This is a genomic window from Rhodococcus ruber (assembly GCF_027270735.1).
GTDB classification, from domain to species: domain Bacteria; phylum Actinomycetota; class Actinomycetes; order Mycobacteriales; family Mycobacteriaceae; genus Rhodococcoides; species Rhodococcoides rubrum_A.
Genome location: NZ_JAPWIJ010000006.1, coordinates 168,915 through 190,297 on the forward strand (window position 1 = coordinate 168,915; position 21,383 = coordinate 190,297).

The following is a 21,383-nucleotide window of genomic DNA, read 5'->3' on the forward strand; positions in this document are numbered from 1 at the left end:
CGCAGCGCCTCCACGCAACTGCGCAGTGCTGCAGAGCAGGCTCGCGACGCCGTCCGAGCAGCTCCGCTGAAGAGTTCCGTGATCGGGACTGCAGGCGCGGCGGCGTTGGGGCTCGGATACGCCACCCTCATCGAGCGCAATGCCTTCACGCTGCGCGAGACGTCCATGGCCGTGTTGGAGCCGGGTTCGGCGACCCTGCGGGTGCTGCACATCAGCGACCTGCACATGATGCCGGGCCAGCGGATGAAGCAGAACTGGCTGCGTGAACTCGACCGGCTCGAACCCGATCTGGTCGTCAATACCGGCGACAACCTCTCCCACCAGCGCGCCGTCCCCAGCGTCGTGCAAGCGCTGGGGCCGATGCTCGCCCGGCCGGGTCTGTTCGTGTTCGGCAGCAACGACTATTTCGCACCCAAGCCGAAGAACCCGTTCAAGTACTTCGACAAGAACCACAAGCGCACGACGGGTGAATCGCTGCCGTGGCGCGATCTGCGGGCGGCGTTCTCCGAGCGCGGCTGGCTCGACGTCACGCACGTGCGTCGTGAGCTCGAGGTCGCCGGGGTACGCATCGCGGCTGCAGGCGTCGACGATCCCCACCTGAAGCGCGATCGATACGACACCATCGCCGGTCAGCCCAATCCATTGGCCGACTTGCGCCTGGGCATCACGCATTCACCGGAGCCGCGGGTGTTGGACAAGTTCGCCCAGGACGGTTACGACCTCGTCCTCGCCGGTCACACGCACGGTGGGCAGCTGTGCCTGCCGTTCTACGGTGCCCTGGTGACGAACTGCGAGATCGACCGCTCCCGAGTCAAGGGTCCGTCCAAGTGGGGCGCGCACACCCAACTGCACGTCTCTGCGGGCATCGGAACCTCGCCCTACGCGCCGGCACGCTTCTGCTGCCGGCCCGAGGCCACCCTGATCACGCTGACTCCGGCCCCCAGAATGGGTCCGAAAAACGTCTCCGACGAGGGCGTTTCGCGTTCCGAGGCAGTCGTGAGTTAGACTTCTCCAGCGGTACACGGGGTGTGGCGCAGCTTGGTAGCGCGCTTCGTTCGGGACGAAGAGGTCGTGGGTTCGAATCCCGCCACCCCGACAGTTGGACCACCGAAAGGGACCCACTCGATTCGATCGAGTGGGTCCCTTTTCTTTGCCTGATCGACGCTACTGTGAGGCATGCCGACACCGACCCGCGTCCACGTCACCCACCGGTTCGTTTCTCCACCCGAGGTCGTGTTCGCGGCGCTGTCCGAACACGAGAACCTGGGGCCGCTGTTCATGGCGAAGATCGACCGCGTGCGCGACGGCGATACATCGCGCAACGGAGTCGGCTCTACCCGCAGCCTCAAGCTCGGGCCGATGCCCGCGTTCGAGGAAACCACCATCACGTCCGAGCCGAACTCGCTGATCGAGTACCGCATCACCAAGGGTGGCCCGCTACGCGGCCACTGGGGCGTCCAGAAACTGACACCGACCTCCGACGGCGGCACCGAGCTCGACTACACGATCGGATTCGACGCGCCCGTCCCCGGACTCGCTGCGATCGTCGGCAAGGTACTGACGTCGAGCATCTCGAAGAATCTGTCGCGCCTGGCACCGTAGAGGTACGTGCGGCGTCATCCCCGAGTATGACGATCTCGATACTCTCGTGCGACGACTCTCCATGATCGACGCGCCAGAGTCGAGACATGGACATCGTCAGAACTCACAGCCTCGGCAAGCGCTACGACACGCATACCGTCGTCGACGACGTGAACCTTCGCATTCCTGAGGGCTGCGTCTACGGCTTTCTCGGTCCGAACGGTTCGGGCAAATCGACGACCATGAAAATGCTGCTGTCCCTGATTCGACCGACTTCGGGTGAGGTGGAGATCCTGGGGAGGCCGATGAATCACGGTACCCGCCGCGAATTGCTCTCCCACATCGGATCGCTCATCGAATCTCCACCCGGATACGGACATCTCACGGGTGCGGAGAATCTTCGTATCGTGCAACGCTCGCTCGGACTGCACGCCGAACAGATCGAGCAGGCAGTGGCCACCGTCCGTCTGCAGGAACACCTCGACAAGAAGGTGAAGAACTACTCGCTGGGAATGAAACAGCGACTGGGCATCGCGATGGCACTCGCGCGCGAACCACAACTGCTGATCCTGGACGAGCCCACCAATGGCCTGGACCCGGCCGGCATCGAAGAGATCCGCGGCCTGCTCCGCCATCTCGCCGAACACGGTGTGACAGTAATGGTCTCGAGCCATTTGCTCGGCGAGATCGACAAGACGGCGAACATGCTCGGAATCCTGAGCCAGGGTCGCCTGATTTTCCAAGGCACCCGAGACGAACTGTTTGCCGCCTCCACGCCCGACGTGCTCATCGATGTCATCGACGCCGAACGCGCCAGTTCTGTTCTACAACAGCCAATTCCGAGATACGGCAATACGTTGAGACTGTCCGGCATCGACGATCGAGGTACCACCGCACAGGTGGTGGCAGAACTCGTCGGTGCCAACGCAGGTGTCTACGGCGTTCGGCGCGACGATCAGTCACTCGAAGACGTGTTCATGAATCTGACGAAGGGCGGCCGATTGTGACTACGGTACGAAACGAAATCGCCAAACTCAGGCACCTGCACATCGGCGCGATCGCCGCGTTGTTGGTCGCAGCGATCGTAGGGTTGACCTTCGTCGGCGCTCTCACCGCGGCGACGTCGAACGATTCGACCGCGGTCTCCTGGGCACTGCCACTGGCCGGTCTGTCCCTTGCCGTCCCCATCGCGTCGCCACTGCTGATCGCAGTGATGGCAAGCCGCACAGTGGAAGTCGAGCACCAGTCCAACGGCTGGATGCTGAACCAGACCACTGGAGCCGACCGCGGAGCACTCGTTCGGGCGAAGCTCGTCTCCACGGGCCTCGTCGTCGGCGGCGCGACGGTGGCGGCCAGTGCAGCAGGTGTGTTTCTGGGGACCGCCATCGGAGTGACCCAACCGTTGCCTGCCGGTCTGTGGCTGGGCTACACGGCGGCGGCGGTGACGGCCAACCTGGTGGTACTCGCTCTGCACCTGCTGATCTCGGCGCGAGTGGACAACCAACTGGTCGCGCTGGGAATCGGCATCGTGGGTACCGTCATCGCGATCTGCGCCTCCGGATTCCCGTCCTGGACAGCACACCTGACGCCGTGGGGGTATTACTCCTTGGCGTCTGCCGCCGACTACCGAGGCGAGCAGGTGGTGACACTCAACCCGTCCTACGCCAGCATCGTCGCCCTCGGAGTTGTCGGGGCAGTGTTGTTCTGGCTCATGACCGTTCGACTCGATCGACAGGAGGTACGAGCATGAATGCGTTCTCGGCCGAAATGATCAAGTTCAGGCGCTCGCAGGCATGGGCGGTCGTCGTTCTCCTCCCGTTGATCGTCGCCGGGGTCGGAACGTTCAACACGATCGCCTCGGGCGCAGAGTTGGCAGAGGGATGGCGCACGTTGTGGTTGCGCACAGTCGTGTTCTACGGCCTGTTCCCACTCGCACTCGGCGTTGCCGTACTGGCCTCGCTGGCGTGGAAATCCGAACACCGAGGAGGGAACTGGAATGCCCTGATGAGTGGGCCGGTTCCGTCGTTGCGCATCGTGATCGCCAAGACGGCTGTGGTGGCAACGCTGACCGCGGTCATGAACATCGTCATGCTGGCAGCCGTCGTCGTTCTCGGCAAGGTGGTCTTCTCGCTCGACGGCATGCTTCCGTCCGAGCTCTTCGCGACCAGTGCACTCGTCGTGGTGGGCTCGCTACCGGTGGCGGCTCTGCAATGCGGTCTGTCGATGGCGATCAGATCGTTCGCGGTGCCGATCGCCATCGCTCTCGTCGGGGCCGGGATATCGGTGTTCCTCCTCACCGCCGAGGTGACCGGGGCAATTTTCGTGTTGCCCTATGCACTGGCGACTCGCGCAACCCAACTGGCCTCCGGAACTTTCGGTGACTCGGGTTCGCTGACCACCGGAGCCGCGCTGTCGGTCCTGACGGCCACGGCACTGCTCACTGTCGTAGTTGTCGCACTGACCGGCAGGGCACTCGACCGCAAGGACATTCACGTTCAGTGACAGCTCGAGACCCCGATCGACGGTCTCGATCGGGGTCTCGTCGCTTGTGCTCAGCTGGACGCCGCGCGCAGCTTCTCCAACAGCGGGCCTGCGGCCTCGGCAAGGAAACGCTCCTGGGTCTCGTCACCCACCTGCACCAGTGCTATGTCGGTGTAACCGGCCTCCCAGTACGGCTTCACGGCCTCGACGATGGCGTCCAGGTCCGGTCCACACGGGATCGTGTCGGCCACATCCTCTTTGCGCACGAACTTGGTGGCTCCGGCGAATCCCGCCGTCGTCGGAAGATCGGCGTTGACGGCCCAGCCGCCGGCGAACCAGCGGAATCGATCGTGTGCGCGATCGATGGCGGCGTCCTTGTCGGGATCCCAGGAGATGGGGATCTGTCCGATGGACCGTGCGGGGCCGTCGTGGTTGTCGGACCACGCCTTGACGAGATCGGCGTCCGGCTCGGTGGCGATGAGGTGATCGCCGTACTCGGCGAATCGCGCCACTGCTTTCTCACCGCCGGCGGCGATACCGATCGGCACGCCACCCTCGGGCAGGTCCCAGATCCGAGCCGAATCGACGCGAAAGTGCTTGCCCTCGTAGGTCACCAAGCCACCGGCGTGCAATGCCCTGATGATCTCCAGTGCCTCGACGAACATGTCCTGCCGTTTGTCGATGGACGGCCATCCCTCGCCCACGACGTGCTCGTTGAGGTTCTCCCCGCTGCCGAGGCCGAGGGTGAAGCGTCCGTCGGCAAGGATCTGCAACGTGGCGGCCTTCTGTGCGACGACGGCCGGGTGGTACCTGATGATCGGGCACGTCACGTACGTCATCAGCTCGACGCGTTCGGTGGCCTGAGCCACCGCGCCCAGCGTCGTCCATGCGTAGGGCGAGTGCCCCATGGACGAGAGCCACGGTGAGTAGTGGTCGCTGCTGACCTCGAAGTCGAAGCCGACTTTCTCGGCTCCGACGGCGTACTTCACCAGCTCCTTCGGGCCACTCTGCTCGGTCATCAACGTGTATCCGAAATTGGTCATGATGTTCTCCTAAATCGTTGCGACGGAACCGGCGTCGACTCGGTAGTTGGATCCGTTGACGAAGGACGCGCGATCCGAGCACAGGAACGTGATCACCGCGGCGACTTCCTCGGGCTCACCTCGCCGTCCCAGCTCCATGTACGGACGCTCCTCGTCGAGGAAGCTCTCGATGGCACCGTCGCGGTCGGTGCCCTTCTCCTCGGCGCGCTTGTCCATCATCGCGTCGGTCATCGGGGTGTGAATGAAGGCGGGAGAGACTGCATTGACCAGCAACCCCTCCGACGCATAGCTGCGCGAGAGACCCTTGGCGAGGGCCAACACGCCGGCTTTGGCTGCGCAGTAAGGTAATTCGTCGTCGTACGGCTGTACGGCGTCCTCGGAGGTCAGCAACACGATGCGCCCCCAACCACCACGGCGTAGCGCCGGCAGAAACGCCCTCAGTAGCCGGACGGGACCCATCAGGTCGATGTCGAGGGTGGAACTCCACCCCTCCTCGTCGATCTCGTGAAACAGTCCTTGCGCGCCCGTCACCCCCGACGACTGGACGAGGATGTCGATGTCGCCCACGGCACGCTGTGTCTGCGCCGCCAAGTTTTCGACGGCGTCGGTATCGGTCACGTCCGCAGCGAACGTGAACAACTGCCCATCGGGCGCTTCGAGCTGCGCTGCTGCGTCGTCGAGCGAGGTCTGATCCTTGTCGCTGATCACGACCCGAACACCCTCGGCCAGCAGCATTTTCGCGGTGTGCCAGCCGATGCCGGAGTCTGCTCCGGTCACCAGTGCTGCCCTACCGTCGATTCCCAAATCCATGAAATCCCACCTTGTCCAAGAGAGTGCTGTCAGGCTGTGGCGTCGTGCGAGCGCGCAATGGTCAGCGCCGCGTTCACCAGGGCCAGGTGGCTCAAGCCCTGTGGGAAGTTACCCAGAAACGACCCATCCGAAGCATCGATCATTTCGCTGTACAACCCGACGTCGTTGGACAGCTCCACCAGTTGGTCCATCAGAGCTGTGGCCTCGTCGTCTCGGCCGACGCACGACAGGGCCGACACCCGCCAGAAGGCGCAGGCCACGAAGGTCACCTCTTCCTGGGCGACTCCGCTGTAGCGGTACATCAGCGGCCCGGCACCGAGCTCGTCGACGAGTGCATCGATGGTCGACGAGAGTCGTTCTCCACGATCGAAATCCATCTCGGCGGCCAGCAGTACCGACGCGTCGAGCCCGTCGGCACCCGGGTACGCGAGGTACGCCTGCCGCTCGTCCGACCAGCACTCGGTTTCGATGTAGCGCCGAATGCATTCTTTCTCGGCTTTCCACCGATCCGGTATGCCGGGGATCTCGCCGGCTTCGGCCAGGTGCACGGCGCAGTCCAGCGCCTGCCAGCAACCGAGCTTGGAGCTGGTGTAGTGCTGCTCGTCCTCGAGCTCCCAGATACCGGCGTCCTTGCGCTGCCACGAATCGCATGCCTCGTCCGCGATGGTGGCCAGCAGTCGACCGGTCTGCGCATCGAGGATGTTCCCCGCGTCCACGTACTGCCGGATGATCGAGAACAGATCCCCGAAGATCATCAGCTGCAGTTGATCTGCTGCGGCGTTACCGTTCACCACCGGCCCGATGCCTCGCCAGCCGGGCACGTCGGGCTGCTCGGTCCCGCCGGGCAATTCGCCGCCGAGGGTGTAGAAGACGTTGACCAAGGGATCGTTGGATCGGATGACTTTCAGCAGCCACGCCACCGCCGCATGGATTTCCTCACGAAGCCCGAAACGTTGCAAGGCGCGAATGGTGTACGCAGCATCGCGAACCCACGAGTAGCGATAATCCCAGTTCTTGCCACCGGTGCGATTCTCGGGCAGTGAGGTTGTCGCGGCGGCAGCAATGGCACCGGACGGGCTGTGCAGCAACAACTTCAGTGCCAGTGCACTGCGGGCAACATGTTCCGACCACGGCCCCTCGTACGAGAACTCGTCGGACCACACACGCCAATTGGCGATGGTCCGGTCGATTCCCTCGTCGAGGTGCTGCGGATCCGGCAGCGGCAACGGTTCGTTCTCGGTTCCCACCACGCCGAGTACGTGCCGAGAGCCCGGGCGGGTGGTGAAGACACCGCTGATGTCGCGGTCCGCGAGCTGCACGTCCTCGATGCCCAATGTCCTTACCGCCAAGGTCAATCCGTCGACACGCAGGACAGTGCCGTGTTCGGTGTCGTACGCCCACGGCGAGGCGATCCCGAGCATGGTGCCCGGCGCGACCGCCCACGCCAGCTCGACGCTGCCGTCGAGACCCTCGACGCGACGAGCCAACTCCACCCAGGGCAACCGCCCGGCGACACCGGTGTTGAGCGAGTCGGTGATCCGCACGGTGCCGGCGGCAGTACGAAACGTGGAACTCAATACGTTGGTGCCGGGGACGAATTCACGCTCGACGGTGAACTCGTCTCGCGGCGCGAGTTCGATGTAGCCGCCGTGTGGCGCGTCGAGCAGCGCCGCGAACGGAGGCGGTGAATCGAGATTCGGAACCGGAAACCAATCGATGCGGCCGTCGTCGGCGATCATCGCCACGGTCCGACCGTCGCCGATCGCACCGTAGCTCTCGATGGGGACGTAACCGTCGACCCTGGGGTGCGGCTTGCGGAACTCGCTCAAGCACTTGCCTTTTCATCAGAGTAGATGGGACTGTTCTCGATGTTCGCCAGCAGATCGGCGGGGTCGTCGAACACTGCCACGGCTCCCGCGTCGAGCAATTCGCCACGCGAGATGCCACCGCTCAACACACCGATGGCGCGTACTCCCGCTCGTCCGGCCGATTCGATGTCCCACACGCTGTCGCCGACCATCAACGCACGCTCCGCTCGAACACCGGCACGCTCGAGGGCCACCGCGACGATGTCGGGCTCGGGCTTGGCCACCTCGGCATCCTCACCGGACGTCACGACGGCAACCGAGTCCTCGACGTCGAGCAGATCACGCAGTGTCGAGAGCTCGCTCTCGGGGGCCGACGTCGCCAACACGACGGTGAGTCCACGGGTATCCAAGTCTGCCAGCATCTCTCGTGCTCCCGGCAGGACCTCGAGATCCACGGAGGCTGCCGCGTAGTACTCCCCGTGTAGCTTCTTCGCTTCTTGCGCCACCGCACTCTCGGACGACCCGACGAGCGTCTCCAGCAGCTTCGACCCGTCCATCCCGATGCTCCGATGCACGCGCCACGACGGCACTTCGCGCCCGGCGTCACGGAATGCGCGGGACCATGCGTCCACGTGTACGTAATTGGAATCGACGAGCGTGCCGTCGATGTCGAGCAGAACCGCGTCGACCGTCGGCTTGGAAACAGGCATGACCGTTGGATACCCATGGTCGATACACGCAAACAGTCGACGCACAGAACAACAGGCCCCCCGCTGTGCGCGAGGGGCCTGTCGGGTGGAAAAACGTCAGCTGGCCTGCGCCTGCCACATCCAGTGCAACTGCTCGAGGCGCGCGGTGATGCCGATGAGCAGGTCCTGCGTCACCGGATCGGCCTCGCCGGTATCGGCGATGCGTCCGCGAAGACGCTCGACGACGGCAGCGATGTTGTCGACAACGGCCGGCACGACCTCGCTGTCCTGAGTCCATCCGGCACCGAAGCCCTTGGTGCCCGCTGTCGAGGAGACGGTAGCTGCACGACCGTCGGGGCTCACTCCGATGGCCGTCGCCCGCTCGGCCGCCTGATCGGTGAACTCACGTGCAGCAGTGACCAATTCGTCGAGCTCGAGGTGCACGGACCGGAAGTTCTTACCGATCACGTTCCAGTGAGCCTGCTTCGCGATGAGCGAGAGGTCGATGAGATCGACCACGGTTCCCTGAAGCGCGTCGCCCGCAATCTTCTGCTGGCCTGCGTCGAGAGTGCTGGTGATGGGGTTCGTCATGATGTGGCCTCCCTGCCGTTGGACGACGGTATGCATCGCACACCATTATTGTTCTTTCGTCTGTACTACACAACGGCACGTGGACTCACGTTGTTCCGGATCGACGCCATCATCGCTGTGACGCCGATCCCAGGGTCGGTCGGATCAGACCTTGGCGGCCTCGTCGGACGGATCGTCGATTGCGCCGGCACCGGTGGTCGGCGCGGTCTCGTTCTGCTGCGACCGAACACCTTCCTCGACCTTCTTGCCGAGCTCGGGGTCGACATTGGTCCAGTACTCGAACACTCGGCTCAGAACGGGCTCGCTGACTCCGTTGAGAACGTGTCCGACGATGTTCCCGACGAGACGCTCGCGCTGGGCGTCGTCCATGACCTCTCGGACCAGGGCTCCCGCTTGCACGAAGTCGCCGTCCTCGGGGTGCTCGATGTAGCCGGTGCGCACGAAACGAGGCTCGAAATCCCACGCTCCGTCGTCGCCGTACTTGTTCGTGTCAGCCGATGGGCCGCCGAAGGAGTTCGGGGCGTAGACGGGCGTCTCCGGGGAGTTGAACGAGTACCGCATGTTGCCGTCTTTGGAGTACGAGTTGACCTCGGACTTCGGGGCGTTGACCGGCAGCTGCGCGTAGTTCGCTCCGATGCGGTATCGGTGCGCGTCGGCGTAGGAGAACACGCGTCCGAGCAGCATCTTGTCGGGGCTGAAGCCGATGCCGGGCACGGTGTTGGACGGCTCGAACGAGCTCTGCTCGATCTGAGCGAAGAAGTTCTCCGGGTTGCGGTTCAAGGTCATCTTGCCGACCTCGATCAACGGGTAGTCCTTCTGCGACCAGACCTTGGTGAGGTCGAACGGGTTGTACTTGTAGTTCTCGGCATCGTCGTACGGCATGAGCTGCACCTTGAGGGTCCAGCTGGGAAAGTCGCCGTTCTTGATGGATCCGAAGAGGTCCTGACGGTGGTGGTCGGGGGACGTACCCGCGACCTCGTCCGCCTTGTCCTGCGTCAGGAAATCGATGCCCTGATCGGTCTTGAAGTGGAACTTCACCCAGGTCTTCGTGCCGTCCTCGGCAATCAGCTGGTAGGTGTGCGAACCGAATCCGTCCATGTGGCGGAACGACTTCGGGATGCCGCGGTCACCCATGAGCCAGGTCACCTGGTGTGCCGACTCGGGCGAGAGGGTCCAGAAGTCCCACTGCATGTTGTTGTCACGCAGGCCGGAATCGGGCATGCGCTTCTGGCTGCGGATGAAGTCCTGGAACTTGATCGGATCCTTGACGAAGAAGATCGGGGTGTTGTTCCCGACCAGATCCCAGTTGCCTTCTTCGGTGTAGAACTTCAGCGAGAAGCCACGCGGATCGCGCCAGGTGTCGGGGCTACCCTGCTCGCCCGCGACGGTGGAGAAGCGCGCCAGCATCTCGGTCTTGGCACCGGGCTGCAACGCCTTCGCCTTGGTGTACTTGCTGATGTCGCCGGTGATCTCGAGTTCACCGAACGCGCCTGCGCCCTTGGCGTGCACAACGCGCTCCGGGACCCGCTCACGGTTGAACTGCGCCATCTTCTCGATCAGGTAGTGATCGTGCAGGAGGATCGGACCCTGCGTTCCGGCGGTGAGCGACTGGTCGTCGCTGGGTACGGGAATACCCGAGTTGCTGGTGGTGGGCTTATTGATCGGCTTGGTCATACGAAGCCTCCTGATGGCTGGAGTAAAACCGGGAGGGCTGTCCCGGGGATGCACTGAACGGCCGGACGCTGGACCGCTTCCTTGGAGAGAATGCCTCGCACGGCTGCGGCATAAACCCGGATACGACGACGTCTCCACGCCCCAGCATGCCATCAATCTGGACTAAGTCAAGAAAAGAACGCCATTCAGGGCACCAACTGCGCTTCACCGGTTCGCATCGACCCCGACACGATCTGCAGACCGAAATAGGTGCCCGACGGCATCCAGCGGCTCAACGTCGGTCCCGTCGCTTCCACCCGCACCCGGGCCAACCTGGCCTTACCCCTCAGACGAGCGATACCGACGGCCGAGCCGCCGTCGACCGGTTGCGCGAATCCGATGGACCCGAGCATCGGAAACTGCGGTCCGTAGCCGCGAGAATCGGTGTGCACCGACCATTCGCCACTGCTCACTCCGGCCTTAGCCAGAACATCGCCGTCGAAGTCGGCCAGCACCTTGGGCAGGTGCCAGTTGGTTCTACCGCCGTGCACGGAGGTGGCGGAATCCACGGCGATGAACGGAACCGCCATCCGCGGGATTCTCCCCACATCCCGGCGCAGCACCGGGCTGGCCAGTATCTCGCGATAAGGGCCGACGGGTGACGTCACGTAATCGACCACCATGGCCATCGTGATCGGTAGGGTTGCGGCTCCGGACGGACCGAACTCCGACGACCGTGCTCGATGCCACCAGATCGTGGCCCGGACGTTGGCCGGCCATGGTGCTGCAGGGCTGACCGGCCAGTCGGTGCGCTCGGTCTCGGACTCGGGCACGCTCCACATCACGAATCCCTCCCCACCACGGTCAGTGGAAGCCGCAGCGCGCCCGGCGCAGACACCGGTACCACCGGGCGGACCGGCTGTGTGGGTACAACTTCCTGGTACTCGCTACCCGCCACGGGGCGCTTGTCGGGCTCACCCTTGTTGGGCCACAACGCCATTGCGCGTTCGGCCTGAGCGGTGATGGTCAGGGACGGATTGACACCGAGGTTGGCGCTGACGGCCGAGCCGTCGAGCACGTGCAATCCGTCGTAGCCGTACACACGCTGATAGCCGTCGATCACACCGGTCTTCGGTGAGTCACCGATGGCGCAGCCACCGAGGAAGTGCGCGGTCATCGGAATGTTGACGATCTCCGCGATCGACCCCCCCGGGTCGCCGCCGATCTTGTCGGCCAGCAACCTGATGGCAGTGTGCCCCTGCGGAATCCACTGCGGCGGTGGATCGCCCGCACCGGGCCTACTGGTGAGCCGCCGACCGAACGGGCCCTTCTTCGATCCGAGTTCGAGCGAGTTGTCGTCGGTCTGCATCACCAATGCGATGACGGTTCGCTCCGACCACCGGTGGACCGACAGGCTCCGCACCGCGGCGCCGGGATGACGCAGGGCGACCCCGAGGGTCTTGAGCACTCGGGGCATCTTGCCCCCGCCGTCGCTCAGCACGGTCTGCAACAGTCCGATCGCGTTGCTGCCCTTGCCGTATCGCACCGGCTCGATGTGAGTGTGATCGTCGGGATGGAACGACGACGTGATCGCCACACCCTCGTGGTAGTCGACCTCACGGCCGCGGGCGGTCGCGGCGAGGACCGCCTCGGAGTTGGTGCGCACCAACGAGCCGATCCTGTCCGACAATCGCGGTAGCGAACCCTTCTCCTTGGCTGCGAGCATCAGCTTCTGCGTGCCGTAGGTGCCGGCCGAGAAGATGACCTGATCGGCGGTGATCGTCTTCTCCTTGCGGCGCAGCTTCCCGCCGGTCCGACGCGTCACCACGTCGTAGCCTGCGCCGTTCGGTCGCACGTCGACGACCGTGGTCAGCGGAAGAACGTGCGCGCCGGCATGTTCGGCCAGATAGAGGTAGTTCTTGACGAGGGTGTTCTTCGCGCCGACGCGGCAGCCCGTCATGCACGATCCGCATTCGGTGCAGCCGGTGCGCTCGGGCCCGGCACCACCGAAGAACGGGTCGGGCGCAGTTTTGCCGCGGTCACCGAAGTAGACGCCCACCGGCGTCGAGGTGAACGTGTCCCCCACTCCCATGTCCTCGGCCACTTCCTTCATCACCTTGTCCGAGGCGGTGATGGTGGGGTTGGTCTCGACGCCGAGCATCCGGCGCGCCTGGTCGTAGTACGGATTCAGCTCGCGCTGCCAGTCGGTGATCGAACCCCACTGCGGGTCCTCGAAGAACTTCGCCGGTGGCTGATAGAGCGTGTTCGCATAGTTCAGCGAGCCGCCGCCCACGCCGGCTCCGGCCATCACCAGCACATCGGGCAGCAGGTGGATACGTTGCACTCCATAGCAACCCAACGCCGGAGCCCACAGGTATTTACGCAACCGCCAGCTGGTCTTGGGCAGCTCGTCGTCCTCGAATCGGCGACCCGATTCGAGAACTGCCACCCGGTATCCCTTCTCGACGGCCCGCAGCGCGGCAACGCTGCCGCCGAAACCGGAGCCGATGATCAATACGTCGTAGTCGCTCATGCGGATACCACCTCGTTGTCTGATTCGAGAGTGTCTGGTTCGGGAGTACCGGGGACGATCCGATAGTTCGAGACATCGAACTCTCGCGTCTTGTTTCGGAACCGGAATGTGTAGGTAGGCCACATCGTGGAGTTGCGACCGTTGGCGTCGAGGTACCAGCTCGAGCAGCCGCCGGCATTCCACACGGTGCCGTCGAGCGCGGAGTCGACCCACGAATTGTGCTGCCGCTGAGCCGATTCGTCGACCTCGACCGCGGCTGCAGACCGCGCCTTCATCTCGGCGAGGGCCGAGACCACGTAGTTGGCCTGCGACTCGAGCATGTACACGATGGAGCTGTGCCCGAGGTTGGTGTTGGGGCCGTACATCAGGAACAGGTTCGGGAACCCGGCGACGGTGGTACCGAGATGCGCCTGCGGGCTACCGCCCCAACGCTCCGCGAGGGTGCGGCCGTCGTTGCCGCGCAACAGATGCGACACCGGCGGCTCGGTGGGAGTGAACCCCGTCGCGAAGATGATCGTATCAACCTCGTAATTGCGACCCGAGGCGTCGACCACGCCGTTCTCGGTCACCGACGCCAGGCCGGACGTCACGAGATCGACGTCCGGGCGGTCGAGCGTCCGGAGCCAATCATTGGACAGTAGAAGCCTTTTACAGCCGGGGGCGTAGTCGGGGGTCAGAGCGGCCCGCGTCGCAGGGTTCTTGACCTGCCGCTTCAGGTTGGCTTTGGCGAATACCTTCACCGCGGGCAGCATCCACGGGTTGTCCGCCAGAACCGTCACATACGCCTCGCGATAGCCGTAGATGATGCCGCGTACTGCGCGATGGGCCGCTGGAACCTTCTCGTACAGCGTTCTTTCGAACCGGCCGATGGTGCGATCGAGTCGCGGGATGACCCAGGCGGGGGTGCGCTGAAAGACGGTGAGCCGCTGCGCGCGGTCGACGATCTCCGGGACGAACTGCACCGCAGACGCTCCGGTGCCGATGACGGCGACGCGTTCACCGGTGAGGTCGTGCTCGTGATTCCAGGTGGCGGAATGGAACACCGTGCCGGAGAACGCGTCGATGCCGGGCACGTCCGGAATCTTCGGAGTGGACAGCGCTCCGGTGGCGGCAACCAGAACCCGCGCGCTCGTTGCGCCCTTCGACGTCTGTACCGACCACCGCGAGGTGCTCGAATCCCACGTACCGCTCTGCAATTCGCAGTCGGTGATGATCTTGCGCTGCAGGCCCAGACGCTGCACCACAGATTTGAGGTAGGAGAACAGCTCCGGCTGGCGCGCGAAGGTGTGACTCCACTCGGGGCTGGGAGCGAACGAGAACGAGTACAGCGAGGTGGGCACATCGCACGCGCACCCCGGGTACGTGTTGTCTCGCCACGTGCCGCCCACATCGGACGCACGCTCGATAACGGTGACGTCGGCGGCCGGGTCTGCGGTGAGGATCTTCGCCACTGCCGCCAGACCGGCGAACCCGGCTCCGACGACGAGGATGTCCACACGCTGCTCGAGATTCATGACGTCATCACCTTGTCGGACCAGATCGGAAGGAGCCGCTCACGCAGTTGCGCGTCGGCCTCGGGAGTACGGAACAGCGCCGAGACGGCCAGGCCGCGGGCGAGTTCGACACTGAGCTCGATGGATTCGGGCGACATCGTGCTACCCATGACGATCTGGGCTCCACCCTGAATCGCCTCGGCGACGCGTCGTTCCAGGGGAACCATCGCCTCGTGCAGTGCCGGATCGGTACGGGCCGCCACCCAGAGTTCGAGGGCGGCGTAGAACAGGGGCCCGGAAAACGCGTCGGCGAGAATCTCGGGTCCTCGCGCCGGATCGGGTTCGGCCTCCAGGATTTCCGAGAGCCTGCGGTCGACCAGGTGCTCGACCGCCGCGATCACCAACGACTCCTTGGACGGGAAGTGGTGTAGCTGCGCCCCCCGAGAAACTCCGGCGCGCCGAGCGATTTCCTGGGTGCTGGTCTTGGCGAAGCCCAGTTCGACGAGGCAGTCGATCGCGGCGTCGAGCAACTTCGCGCGGGTTTCCGCGGTGCGCTCGGCCTGCGTTCGACGCGCTGCCGGCTCGGTGCCGTTCAACCCTGTGTCAGTAGTCACACTTTGCACAGTAGCGCCAAAACAACAAACAGTCCAGCCTGACTTTAAGTTTGCCGGCGGGTCGTCAGATGCAGGCCTGAGCGCCGTCCATCACTCCGTGCCGGAACGCCTCGACGCGCAGGAACCCGCTCCCCTGCCGTGATTCGTCACCGTCGCCGCGAAAGAGCAGCAGCGACGCGATCGCCTCGTCCAGATCCCCGGGCGAGAGGGTGTATCCGCTGGTGGGACGGTTCTGCAGCAAGACGCTGGCCGCCCAACTCCCGGCAAAGCAATCGCCCTGCAAGGACGTGTCCTGGGTGTCGGCGTCGATCCCAGCGTGTGCCATCCCCGCCAATCCGTACTGGGTTGCGATGAGCGCCGCGACGGCAAAATCCCCACCCTGCTCGTAGAACCGCGGCATCGCATCGACGGCATCGAACCCCACATAGTCGTCGGGTACGCAGTAGAAGAGCACGTAACCCGAAGCAGATTGACCGCCGCACTCGGGAGCATCGGACGGGTCGAATGCGACGACCGGCTTCAGTGGCTCCCACGGCCGGCCCGTCAACTCCGGGAAGAGCACGCTCCAGTAGTCCTCGAGATCTTTCGGAACACCGTCGATGATCTGCTCGAGCGGAGCGTCGCCGCCCCGATCGGCGTCGGACTGGCTGGTGAACGGCAACTGCAGAACGGGAGGCGAGCCGTCGACGTAAGGTTTGCAGTCCATCGGGCCGCCGTCGAACCCGGTCTGAAACGAACTGACGCGGTCGAAGCCGCTGCCGTGCGCGGAATCGCTCTCGGCCGAACTGCCCGGCTCGTCACGTAGATACAGGAACCCGGCCAGAGCACTGTCGAGCTCGGCCTGCGACGGATCGAAGGCGGTGGCGTCGGACACCGCATGAGCCGCCCACGCGCCGGCGAAGCAGTCGGCCTGAATTTCACTGGTGACGGTCATGCCCTCGAAGTTGGCCCTGGCCTGGATCGCGTGCCCCCACTCGTGAGCCATCACGACGGGAATCACGAAGTCGCCGAATCGTTGCCGAAGATCGGGGAGCAAGCCTTCACTGTCCCAGGCCACGACATCCGCACTCGGGCAGTAGAAGGCGTTGCCTGCGATGTCGTCCGCCGATGACGCGCACGGAGGCAAGTCACCCGAAGACGGCACCACTGCATAGAAGCCACCGCTGACGGGCGAATAGTCGCTGCCGTACACAGCGGGGAATTGCTCGGCCCAATACGACTGCAGATCATCGATCGCAGCCGCGACAATTTCGTTCACCGGATCGGACGCATCGCCCACCATCCCGGCGGTTGCGGGCGCGTCGCCGGCGACGGCCTGTGGCGTCGATTCCGTTGTGCTGGTGCCGGATTGTGCCGAGCCACCACACGCGGACAAGGTCAACGCTACTACCCCGACCGCGGCGACCGTCTTCACTACTGACCTCATAGCTGCAGACGCTAACCAGCGAGGATTGGAAATCGATTGGAAGTGCACCCAGTTTTCCAATCCGTTTCCAATGTCACGGTTCTACGATCCGGTCGGTTCGATCCCTGCTGTAGCCACCTGAATGCTGTATCCGAACGAAAGAGGACCGATGACACTCTCTACTACTGGTGTTCGTGGGGCCGCATGCGCTGCCGTGGTGATACTCGGGCTCACCGCCGCCGGATGCAGCAGTAGCTCCGACACCGCAACGGCCACAACCTCGGCAGCCGCAACCACGACCACGGAGGCAGCCGCGACCACAACGGTGAAGAAGCTGGCACCCGCCACCACCACCGAAGCCCCCGCCGGCCCCAACCCCACCATCGCCGACTACATCGTCGACGCGGGCCTGACCGAAATCCCCGTCACCCGTGACGATCCCACCGCGCCCACCATCAACCTGGCCATCCCGGAGGGCTGGGTGGACGCGGCCGAACAGACCCCCGAGTGGGCCTACGGCGCGATCATCTACCCGGAGGTCGCCGCCGACGAACGTACCCCGAGCATGATCGCCATCGTCTCCAAGCTCGAAGGCGACGTCGATCCTCAGGCCATCATCGACTATGCCCCGGGCGAATTGATGAACCTTCCTCAGTTCACTCCATCCGGTGAGGGTGCGGTCTCGACACTGTCGGGCTTCCCGGCCTACCAAATCGCCGGAACCTACGTCGACGAGACAGGGGCCGAACTGGTGTCGGCGCAGAAGACCGCGATCATCACCGGGCAGGACGGCTACTACATCCTGCAGATCAACGTCGACGGCAGCGTCGATCAGTTCGACCTACTGGTCGACGCCACCACCCAGGTGGACGACCAGACCGTCATCACCCCGTAATTCGTTGCCGAGCACGGTGATCGGAGCTGGAATGCTCCGATCACCGTGAGACAGGTTTGCCAATGTCCACAGCACCGCCGAGCACTGTCTCACCACTGAGCATCGGACCCGACGAGCCGTATTCGGAGCCCAAACGCTTTCTCCGCAAGCTGAATCCACTGCGCTGGCTGGCGCTGGCGAACGGCACACCCGTGGTGCTGAAACAGATACTTCAGCTGGGGCTGCTCGTCGTGTGGCCGGTGTGGTTCGTGTGGGTGATCATCCGTGCCGTGTGCTTCTTCGCGTTCTGGCTGCTGCTCTACCCCGTCCGCGTGAATCAGAAGAAGAACCACCCCGAGGACTACGCACGAGCACAAGCTCGGCGGCTTCCCTGACACGATCGTCTACTGCCGAATATCATTGCTCGGTAGCTTGTTTCATCGAATACCCGCGGCCGAAAGTACGGCGGCGAAGCCCTCTTGCAGATCCCTGACGAAGTGGGTGGGATCTTCCAGCGAAGGAAAGTGCCCCCCACTCTCGGGAGCCTTCCATCGAACGATCGGCCGGAAGCGCTCCTGAGCCCACGGCCGAGGATTCTTCTCGATATCGCGCGGATACGTGGTGATCGCCGCGGGAACATCGACCCGAAGGTCCGGGTCGAGGGAGTTGTGGCTCTCGTAGTAGATCCGAGCCGACGACGCTCCGGAGCGCGTGAGCCAGTACAGGGTCACGTTGTCCAGCAGCCGGTCCCTGGAGATCACACCGAACGGGCTGTCCACGGTATCCGTCCACTCGGCGAACTTGTCGAGGATCCAGGCGAGCAAACCCACCGGGGAGTCGACGAGTGAGTACCCGATCGTTTGCGGCCGGGTCGCCTGTTGTTTCGCGTACGCACAGTGATTCCGACGGAAATTCTCGGAGTCCTCGGTCCACCTGCGCTCGTCGGCCGTGAGCAGTTCCGTCGTCATCCCCGGTGGTGCCTGCGCGAGCGTCGTGTGAATGCCGAGGACCTTCCCCGGAAACCGGCCACCGAGGATCGTGGTGATCACGCCTCCCCAGTCGCCTCCGTGGGCCAGAAACCGGTCGTAACCCAGCCTGTGCATCAACTCGACCCACGCGGCCGCGATCTTCTCGGTTCCCCATCCGGTCGTGCTCGGCTTGTCGCTGAAGCCGAACCCCGGCAGCGAGGGAATTACGACGTGGAACGCAGGCGAGCCTGGATCATCGGGATTCGCAAGAGCGCCCGCTGTATCGACGAACTCCGCGATGCTGCCCGGCCAGCCGTGCGTCATGATCAGCGGAACGGCATCCATGCGCGTGGACGGGCAGTGCAAGAAGTGGATTCCCAGACCGTCGATGACCGTGCGGAACTGTCCGATCGCGTCGAGGCGTCGCTCGAACTTCCGCCAGTCGTAGCCGGTGCGCCAGTGGTCGACGACCTCCGCGAGGTCGGCCAGAGGGACGCCTTGCTCCCATCGGCTCACGCCGGACGACACCGTCTCTGCTTCCGGAAGGCGTGCAGCCTTCAATCGCGCACGTAGATCGTCGAGGTCCGCGTCGGACGCCCGGAACTCGAATGCATGCACCTGCGTGGAGTTGAGTGTCGTCATGGGGTCTCCTTGATTGGAACCGGCTCAGCCAGTTCTACATCTCGAGGTGACCTCTGCGCAACCGGCTAAGCTGGTTCCCATGGCTGCCGAGTTCCCCGAGTTTCGCCCCGGTAGCGTGCTGTCCACCGCGTTCACCGGGACATTGACCGAGCGACGCGGCGACCCGGTGGAGCGAATCCCGGTGCCGCATCGGTTCGTCGACTGGTTGGCACTGAACGGGCTCTCCGTGGACACCTGCACCGCGGCCCAACTGGACCTGGCCCTGGAACTGCGAGAGGCGATACACCTCGCCGCGACGGCGGCAGCGGGCCACGAGGCTCTGCCCACGTCGGCCATCCGGGTCGTCAACGACCACAGCGTCCGCGGCAACGCGTCGTTGGTCCTGACGTCAGAGGGCACAAGCCGATGGACGTTGAACTCGGAGTCAGCCGTCGAGGACGCCCTGGGGGTCATCGCTGCCGACGCCATCAGCATCATCGCCGGCGAGCGGGACGGAAAGTTGGCACTGTGCGCATCGCCCACCTGCCGAGCCGCGTTCTTCGACACCAGCCAGAGCCGTAGCCGCAAGTGGTGCGACATGAACACGTGCGGGAACCGTCAGAAAAAGGCGCGGTTCGTTGCCAATCAGCAGCGCGAACACAGGAAGAGCCGAGAACAGTGAGCAGCCATGCGGTACGTCCCGAGGATGTTCTGCCCGACGGGGCAGAGAGAGCGTCGTTCGATGGACTCGAGATTCGCAAAGGCACCGTCGCGGCGTTCGTGGCCAACGCGCGAGCCCTCGATGACGCCGAACCGGGCACCGAGGCCCACCGAGAACTGTTGGCAACGCTGGAAGATCTTGCACCCCAGCTAGCGGCAATCGGACTGTTCGAGGTGTTCGAGCTGCGGAATCCGGACATCGCACACGTGGTCGAGGCTTCGATTCACAGGAGTTGATGGGTATCGCAGCAGTTTGCGCCGACGAGCCGCGGGCAATTCTGTCGCTATGCCTCTCGCCTCCCACGGACGCTTCGACTTCTCCCCCATCGTCGATCGGCCACAATTCGAGTGGCCGGGTGGCGCGCGCCTCGCCGTGTACATCGCCGTCAACTGCGAACACTTTCCCTACGACGACGGCGAACCCGGCCTCGGATACACGCCCGCGATGGATCAGCCCAACACCTACAACTGGGGCTGGCGTGAGTACGGGAACCGCGTGGGTGGTTTTCGGATCGCAGAGACGTTGCAGCAGAACGGATTTCGCCCGACCCTCCTCGTGAACACCGAGGTGTACGAGCATGCCCCACGGCTGGTCGACGCTTTCCGTGGGCTCGATGCCGAGATCGTCGGGCACGGCAGAACCAATGCCGTCCAACCGAACGACCTGGCCGAGGACGCCGAGCGCCGCTCGATCGACGAGGTGACCATCGCTATCGCGCGTCACGAAGGCTCGCCGCCTCGCGGGTGGATGAGCCCTGGGGCCAACCCCAGCCGCGTGACCGAAGACCTGCTCGCCGAACGTGGTTACGAGTACACCTTGGATTGGCCGATCGACGATCAACCCGTGTGGCTGGAGACCCGCGGCGTCCCATTGCTGAGCGTCCCGTACCCGCACGAGGTCAACGATCTGCCGGTGTTCGTCCATCACCATCAGACCGCAGAAACGTTCGAGCACAACATCATCGACAGCTTCGACGAACTGAAGGAAAACTCGATCCGCCAACCGGTAGTGCTGGCGATCTCCCTGCACACCTTCCTCACCGGACAGCCCTATCGTCTCCGACGGTTCCGCGCGGCTCTGAAGCATATGACCGCCAACGGTGACGGCGTCTGGTTCACCACTCCGGGCGACATCGCGGCGCACTATCGAGGGCTGGTACCTCCGCCCTAGGTCTGTCGTCGACCCCTGAGCGACGGGTATACGACGGACTGTCCACCGCTGCTCCGGCGAGCGACCTAGTCCCGTGAGCGGCCACCGATTGGCGAGGTGCTCAGTTCTCTGGTCGACGCGGCATTGGCCCGAGTGACCATGCATTCCGGTCGTGCCCCGCGGAAGACAGCCCGGCGATGGCGCTCGGGTGAGCGAGAGAACCGCAGGCACAAGCGATTCCTGGCCCGTCCGTGCTCATCGACAGCACCGTGCTCACGGGGAGGCCGCACGACGAAGCCCAGGCCGATGGCCACACGGCCGGCGAAGGGCTCGCATGGGAATTGCCTGG

At 64.3% G+C, this 21,383-nt stretch carries 22 protein-coding genes and 1 tRNA gene; 11 read left to right on the forward strand and 12 right to left on the reverse strand.

Annotated features, from left to right (window positions below; translation table 11 throughout):
- Positions 1 to 66 precede the first annotated feature (66 nt).
- From O4220_RS15630 to O4220_RS15655, 6 genes are all read left to right on the forward strand, one after another.
- On the forward strand, positions 67 to 1,005 hold the full coding sequence (locus O4220_RS15630) for a metallophosphoesterase (RefSeq protein ID WP_032380682.1): 939 nt from the start codon (positions 67 to 69) through the stop codon (positions 1,003 to 1,005).
- 17 nt (positions 1,006 to 1,022) lie between these two features.
- A tRNA-Pro gene (locus O4220_RS15635) sits at positions 1,023 to 1,096 on the forward strand.
- A gap of 80 nt (positions 1,097 to 1,176) precedes the next feature.
- Positions 1,177 to 1,602: an SRPBCC family protein gene (locus O4220_RS15640; RefSeq protein ID WP_269605746.1), complete on the forward strand. Its 426-nt coding sequence runs from the start codon at positions 1,177 to 1,179 to the stop codon at positions 1,600 to 1,602.
- A gap of 86 nt (positions 1,603 to 1,688) precedes the next feature.
- Positions 1,689 to 2,588: an ABC transporter ATP-binding protein gene (locus tag O4220_RS15645; protein WP_269605748.1), complete on the forward strand. Its 900-nt coding sequence runs from the start codon at positions 1,689 to 1,691 to the stop codon at positions 2,586 to 2,588.
- The gene (locus tag O4220_RS15650) at positions 2,585 to 3,331 is read left to right on the forward strand and encodes an ABC transporter permease (protein ID WP_269605750.1); all 747 of its coding nucleotides are present in this window, start codon (positions 2,585 to 2,587) and stop codon (positions 3,329 to 3,331) included. Before O4220_RS15645 ends, O4220_RS15650 begins: the two co-directional genes overlap by 4 nt.
- Entirely contained in the window at positions 3,328 to 4,083 is a 756-nt protein-coding gene (locus O4220_RS15655; protein ID WP_269605752.1) for an ABC transporter permease, read from the forward strand. Before O4220_RS15650 ends, O4220_RS15655 begins: the two co-directional genes overlap by 4 nt.
- A 50-nt stretch (positions 4,084 to 4,133) precedes the next feature.
- Here the strand turns inward: O4220_RS15655 and O4220_RS15660 are convergent, their stop codons facing one another.
- From O4220_RS15660 to O4220_RS15710, 11 genes are all read right to left on the reverse strand, one after another.
- Complete coding sequence (locus O4220_RS15660) at positions 4,134 to 5,105, reverse strand: LLM class F420-dependent oxidoreductase (protein ID WP_032387954.1); 972 nt, start codon at positions 5,103 to 5,105, stop codon at positions 4,134 to 4,136.
- Between the two features lie 9 nt (positions 5,106 to 5,114).
- A complete protein-coding gene (locus O4220_RS15665) occupies positions 5,115 to 5,915 on the reverse strand; it encodes an SDR family NAD(P)-dependent oxidoreductase (protein ID WP_269605755.1) in 801 nt (266 codons plus the stop codon).
- A gap of 29 nt (positions 5,916 to 5,944) precedes the next feature.
- Complete coding sequence (locus O4220_RS15670; RefSeq protein WP_269605757.1) at positions 5,945 to 7,744, reverse strand: glycoside hydrolase family 15 protein; 1,800 nt, start codon at positions 7,742 to 7,744, stop codon at positions 5,945 to 5,947.
- On the reverse strand, positions 7,741 to 8,433 hold the full coding sequence (locus O4220_RS15675; protein ID WP_269605759.1) for an HAD family hydrolase: 693 nt from the start codon (positions 8,431 to 8,433) through the stop codon (positions 7,741 to 7,743). Before O4220_RS15675 ends, O4220_RS15670 begins: the two co-directional genes overlap by 4 nt.
- Positions 8,434 to 8,529: 96 nt before the next feature.
- On the reverse strand, positions 8,530 to 9,003 hold the full coding sequence (locus tag O4220_RS15680; protein WP_032380678.1) for a Dps family protein: 474 nt from the start codon (positions 9,001 to 9,003) through the stop codon (positions 8,530 to 8,532).
- Positions 9,004 to 9,147: 144 nt separating this feature from the next.
- Positions 9,148 to 10,677, reverse strand: a complete 1,530-nt coding sequence (locus tag O4220_RS15685; RefSeq protein ID WP_032380010.1) for a catalase — start codon at positions 10,675 to 10,677, stop codon at positions 9,148 to 9,150.
- A 185-nt stretch (positions 10,678 to 10,862) separates the two neighbouring features.
- The gene (locus tag O4220_RS15690; protein WP_269606314.1) at positions 10,863 to 11,498 is read right to left on the reverse strand and encodes an acetoacetate decarboxylase family protein; all 636 of its coding nucleotides are present in this window, start codon (positions 11,496 to 11,498) and stop codon (positions 10,863 to 10,865) included.
- Complete coding sequence (locus O4220_RS15695) at positions 11,498 to 13,189, reverse strand: GMC oxidoreductase (protein WP_269605760.1); 1,692 nt, start codon at positions 13,187 to 13,189, stop codon at positions 11,498 to 11,500. The genes O4220_RS15690 and O4220_RS15695 overlap by 1 nt, the downstream gene beginning before the upstream one ends.
- A complete protein-coding gene (locus tag O4220_RS15700) occupies positions 13,186 to 14,703 on the reverse strand; it encodes a flavin-containing monooxygenase (protein WP_269605761.1) in 1,518 nt (505 codons plus the stop codon). Before O4220_RS15700 ends, O4220_RS15695 begins: the two co-directional genes overlap by 4 nt.
- On the reverse strand, positions 14,700 to 15,305 hold the full coding sequence (locus tag O4220_RS15705) for a TetR/AcrR family transcriptional regulator (RefSeq protein ID WP_420030402.1): 606 nt from the start codon (positions 15,303 to 15,305) through the stop codon (positions 14,700 to 14,702). Before O4220_RS15705 ends, O4220_RS15700 begins: the two co-directional genes overlap by 4 nt.
- Before the next feature lie 55 nt (positions 15,306 to 15,360).
- Positions 15,361 to 16,722, reverse strand: a complete 1,362-nt coding sequence (locus O4220_RS15710) for a neutral zinc metallopeptidase (protein WP_269605763.1) — start codon at positions 16,720 to 16,722, stop codon at positions 15,361 to 15,363.
- A gap of 148 nt (positions 16,723 to 16,870) precedes the next feature.
- On the opposite strand from O4220_RS15710, the gene O4220_RS15715 reads away from it, so the two are divergent.
- Together O4220_RS15715 and O4220_RS15720 are read left to right on the forward strand one after the other, a co-directional pair.
- Positions 16,871 to 17,596 carry an LpqN/LpqT family lipoprotein gene (locus O4220_RS15715; protein ID WP_269605765.1) on the forward strand — a complete coding sequence of 242 codons (726 nt, stop codon included), beginning with the start codon at positions 16,871 to 16,873 and terminating at the stop codon, positions 17,594 to 17,596.
- Positions 17,597 to 17,658: 62 nt separating this feature from the next.
- Positions 17,659 to 17,970: a hypothetical protein gene (locus O4220_RS15720; protein ID WP_269605767.1), complete on the forward strand. Its 312-nt coding sequence runs from the start codon at positions 17,659 to 17,661 to the stop codon at positions 17,968 to 17,970.
- Positions 17,971 to 18,012: 42 nt separating this feature from the next.
- On the opposite strand, the gene O4220_RS15725 is transcribed toward O4220_RS15720, so the two are convergent.
- Positions 18,013 to 19,185 (reverse strand): epoxide hydrolase family protein, encoded by a 1,173-nt coding sequence (locus tag O4220_RS15725; RefSeq protein WP_269605769.1) that lies wholly within the window; start codon positions 19,183 to 19,185, stop codon positions 18,013 to 18,015.
- A 79-nt stretch (positions 19,186 to 19,264) separates the two neighbouring features.
- Here O4220_RS15725 and O4220_RS15730 point away from each other — a divergent pair, with 79 nt between their 5' ends.
- Genes O4220_RS15730 through O4220_RS15740 form a run of 3 tightly spaced genes read left to right on the forward strand, consistent with a single transcriptional unit; the run spans position 19,265 to position 21,055 of the window.
- Positions 19,265 to 19,846 (forward strand): CGNR zinc finger domain-containing protein, encoded by a 582-nt coding sequence (locus O4220_RS15730; protein WP_269605771.1) that lies wholly within the window; start codon positions 19,265 to 19,267, stop codon positions 19,844 to 19,846.
- Complete coding sequence (locus O4220_RS15735; RefSeq protein WP_269605773.1) at positions 19,843 to 20,121, forward strand: hypothetical protein; 279 nt, start codon at positions 19,843 to 19,845, stop codon at positions 20,119 to 20,121. Before O4220_RS15730 ends, O4220_RS15735 begins: the two co-directional genes overlap by 4 nt.
- A 49-nt stretch (positions 20,122 to 20,170) precedes the next feature.
- Entirely contained in the window at positions 20,171 to 21,055 is an 885-nt protein-coding gene (locus O4220_RS15740) for a polysaccharide deacetylase family protein (protein WP_269605775.1), read from the forward strand.
- Positions 21,056 to 21,383 lie beyond the last annotated feature (328 nt).